Consider the following 3,677-nt stretch of genomic DNA (forward strand, 5'->3'; position numbering starts at 1 on the left):
AGGCCGCTCCTACAGCTTTACCTCCTAAGCTAATGCGAAAAAGTTATTTATTTTAATTTTTTTAGATCATTTAGCCTTTTCGCATACCCCAGTTTGCCTGACGAGAGGTTCACCATGATCCCGCATGCCCCGCTGCGCCTGTTCGCCGCCCTGACCCTCGCCAGCGCCAGCTGGCTGGCCCAGGCGGCCGACCTGACCGTCGCCTATCAGACCACCGTCGACCCCGCCAAGGTGGCGCAGGTGGATGGCGACTACGAAAAAGCCAGCAAGGCCAGCATTGACTGGCGCAAGTTCGATAACGGCGCCGATGTGATCACCGCAGTGGCCAGCGGTGACGTGCAGATCGGCTACCTGGGCTCCAGCCCACTGGCCGCCGCCGCCACCCGCAAGCTGCCGGTCGAGACGTTTCTGATCGCAACGCAGATTGGCGCAGGCGAGGCACTGGTCGCCCGCGACAGCATCAAGACGCCACAAGACCTGGTCGGCAAGAAAGTCGCGGTGCCCTTCGTTTCAACTGGCCACTACAGCTTGCTGGCAGCCCTGAAGACCTGGAACATCGACCCCTCCAAGGTGCAGATACTCAACCTCGCGCCCCCTGCGATCATTGCCGCCTGGAAACGCGGCGACATCGACGCCACCTACGTCTGGGACCCGGCCTTGGGCGTGGCCAAGGAAAACGGCAAGGTGCTGATCACCTCGGGCGAGCTGGCCGCAAAAGGCGCCCCCACCTTCGATGCCTGGATCGTGCGCAAGGACTTCGCCGAGAAGCACCCCGACGTGGTCAAGGCTTTCGCCAAGGTCACCCTCGATGCCTACGCCGAATACCGCAAAGACCCGCAAGCCTGGCTGGCTGACAAAGGCAACGTGGACAAACTGGTGAAGCTGTCCGGCGCCAAGGCCAGCGACATTCCGGTGCTGCTGGAGGGCAACGTCTACCCACTGGCCGCCGACCAGGCCAGCGCACTGGGTGCACCCACCACCCAGGCACTGACCGACACGGCCAACTTCCTCAAGCAGCAAGGCAAGGTTGACGCCGTACTGCCGGACTACTCGCCGTACGTCAGCGCCAAGTTCCTTCCAAACTGAACCGGAGCCCGCCATGGCCTTGCTCGAACTGGAGCGCATCAGCGCACAGTACCCCGGTGCCGCCACCCCGGTGCTGGCCGACATCAACCTGAGCCTGGGGTCGCGCCAACTGCTGGTGGCCCTGGGGCCATCCGGCAGCGGCAAAACCTCGCTGCTCAACCTGATCGCCGGCTTCGTTACCCCCAGTGGCGGCCGCATCACCCTCGACGGTGTACCGGTGCAAGGGCCTGGAGCCGAGCGCGGTGTAGTGTTCCAGGACGACGCGCTGCTGCCCTGGCAGAACGTGCTGGGCAACGTCGCATTCGGCCTGGAGCTGGCCGGCGTACCGCGCGCCGAGCGTGAAGCCAAAGCCCGCGAGATGCTGGCCCTGGTCGACCTCGCCGGCTTCGGCGAGCGGCGCATCTGGCAGTTGTCCGGCGGCCAGAAGCAACGCGTGGGCCTGGCCCGGGCGCTGGCAGCCGACCCACGGGTGCTATTGATGGACGAACCGTTCGGCGCCCTCGATGCCTTCACCCGCGAGCAGATGCAGGCGTTGCTGCTGCAGGTATGGCAGCGCACCGCCAAGCCGGTGTTCCTGATTACCCACGACATCGAAGAAGCGGTATTCCTGGCCAGCGAACTGGTACTGCTGGCGCCCAACCCGGGGCGCGTGGTGGAACGCCTGCAACTGGACTTCGGCCAGCGTTATGCCGCTGGCGAATCGGCCCGGGCGATCAAGTCCGACCCGGCCTTCATCGAAACCCGCGAGCACGTACTGGCGCGGGTGTTTTCCCAACGCCAAAGCCTGCAGGAGCGCGCATGAGCAGCCTGGACCTGCCGGTTACCGGCAAACACAACGCCCAACCCCGGCCAGCCGTCAAGCTGCGCCGCCCACGTTCCACCCGCTGGATCAGCACCCTGACCCTCGCCAGCCTGTTGCTGGCGTGGTGGCTGGTGACTGCCGCCGGCTGGGTCGAGCCGCTGTTCCTGCCCTCGCCCGGCGACATCCTGGCCAAGGGCTGGACCTTGCTGACCCAGGGTTACATGGATGCCAGCCTGTGGCAGCACCTGGGCGCCAGCCTGGGGCGCATCGGCGTGGCCCTGCTGGCCGCCACGCTGACCGCCATACCGGTTGGCATCGCCATCGGCTACAACCGCGTGGCACGCGGCATCCTCGACCCGCTGATCGAGTTCTACCGGCCGATCCCGCCGCTGGCCTACCTGCCCTTGATTGTCATCTGGTGCGGCATCGGCGAGCTGTCGAAGGTGTTGCTGATCTTCCTGGCGATCTTTGCGCCGATCGCCATTGCCACCGCCACCGGTGTACGTACCGTCGACCCGGCCAAGTTGCGTGCAGCGCAGTCGCTGGGCGCAAGCAACGCTCAGCTGATCCGGCACGTGATCCTGCCGAGCGCGCTACCCGACATCCTCACCGGGATCCGCATCGGCCTGGGGGTTGGCTGGTCGACGCTGGTCGCCGCCGAGCTGATTGCCGCCACCAGTGGCCTGGGCTTCATGGTGCAGTCGGCGGCGCAGTTTCTGGTTACCGACGTCGTAGTGCTGGGCATCCTGCTGATCGCCTTGATTGCCTTCGCACTGGAAATGAGCCTGCGCGCCCTGCAACGCAAGCTGGTGCCCTGGCATGGGCAAAGCCACTGAACCCTATTGTCCACGCCAGCACACTGGCGCCTGATTGAAGAGACTGACATGAGCCTGACCATCACTCCCCTCAGCCCCGCGCTCGGCGCCCAGATCAGCGGCGTGGACATCAGCCGCGACATCACCGCAGCACAACGCGACGCCATTGAACAGGCGCTGCTGCAGCACCAGGTGCTGTTCTTCCGCGACCAGCCGATCAACCCGGAACAACAGGCGCGCTTTGCCGCCCGCTTCGGCGACCTTCACATTCACCCGATCTACCCCAATGTGCCGAACACCCCGCAGGTGCTGGTGCTCGACACGGCGGTCACTGATGTGCGCGACAACGCCGTGTGGCACACCGACGTGACCTTCCTGCCAACCCCGGCACTGGGTGCGGTGCTCAGTGCCAAGCAGTTGCCGGCCTACGGTGGCGATACCTTGTGGGCCAGCGGCATCGCTGCCTTTGAAGCCTTGTCGGCGCCGCTGCGGGGCATGCTCGACGGGCTGACCGCCACTCACGACTTCACCAAGTCGTTCCCGCTGGAACGCTTTGGCACCACCGCTGAAGACCTGGCGCGCTGGGAAGCCACGCGGCGCAACAACCCACCCTTGTCGCACCCGGTAGTGCGTACGCATCCGGTGAGCGGGCGCAAGGCGTTGTTCGTCAATGAGGGGTTTACCACGCGCATCAATGAGCTGAGCGAGCTGGAGAGCGAGGCGTTGCTGAAGCTGCTGTTCGCCCATGCCACACGGCCAGAGTTCAGCATTCGCTGGCGCTGGCAGGAGCATGACGTGGCGTTCTGGGACAACCGCGTGACCCAGCATTTTGCCGTGGATGACTACCGGCCCAATCGGCGGGTGATGCACCGGGCGACGATCCTCGGGGATGTGCCCTTTTAGTTGTTGCCTGTTCTGGCCTCTTCGCGGGCACGCCCGCTCCCACAGGTCCGGTACCGGTTTCGAAACCTGTG

The 3,677-nt window shown here is 65.1% G+C and carries 4 protein-coding genes; all 4 read left to right on the forward strand.

Going from position 1 to position 3,677, the window contains the following annotated elements; genetic code table 11:
• Positions 1–114 precede the first annotated feature (114 nt).
• From tauA to tauD, 4 genes are read left to right on the forward strand one after another with little or no spacing between them, the layout of a single operon-like run.
• A complete protein-coding gene (gene tauA / locus GYA94_RS25595) occupies positions 115–1,086 on the forward strand; it encodes a taurine ABC transporter substrate-binding protein (RefSeq protein WP_110678911.1) in 972 nt (323 codons plus the stop codon).
• Positions 1,087–1,099: 13 nt separating this feature from the next.
• Entirely contained in the window at positions 1,100–1,888 is a 789-nt protein-coding gene (gene tauB, locus GYA94_RS25600) for a taurine ABC transporter ATP-binding subunit (RefSeq protein WP_161893363.1), read from the forward strand.
• Positions 1,885–2,724, forward strand: a complete 840-nt coding sequence (tauC, locus tag GYA94_RS25605) for a taurine ABC transporter permease TauC (RefSeq protein WP_161893364.1) — start codon at positions 1,885–1,887, stop codon at positions 2,722–2,724. Before tauB ends, tauC begins: the two co-directional genes overlap by 4 nt.
• Before the next feature lie 48 nt (positions 2,725–2,772).
• Positions 2,773–3,606 (forward strand): taurine dioxygenase, encoded by an 834-nt coding sequence (gene tauD / locus GYA94_RS25610; protein WP_110678917.1) that lies wholly within the window; start codon positions 2,773–2,775, stop codon positions 3,604–3,606.
• The last annotated feature ends 71 nt before the right edge of the window (positions 3,607–3,677 follow it).

Source organism: Pseudomonas juntendi (assembly GCF_009932375.1).
GTDB lineage: Bacteria > Pseudomonadota > Gammaproteobacteria > Pseudomonadales > Pseudomonadaceae > Aquipseudomonas > Aquipseudomonas juntendi.

What these genes read in the sequence shown, in the direction of transcription:
- tauA (WP_110678911.1), top strand. Translation starts at nt 115, where the DNA reads ATGATCCCGCATGCCCCGCTGCGCCTGTTCGCCGCCCTGACCCTCGCC.
- tauB (WP_161893363.1), top strand. Translation starts at nt 1,100, where the DNA reads ATGGCCTTGCTCGAACTGGAGCGCATCAGCGCACAGTACCCCGGTGCC.
- tauC (WP_161893364.1), top strand. Translation starts at nt 1,885, where the DNA reads ATGAGCAGCCTGGACCTGCCGGTTACCGGCAAACACAACGCCCAACCC.
- tauD (WP_110678917.1), top strand. Translation starts at nt 2,773, where the DNA reads ATGAGCCTGACCATCACTCCCCTCAGCCCCGCGCTCGGCGCCCAGATC.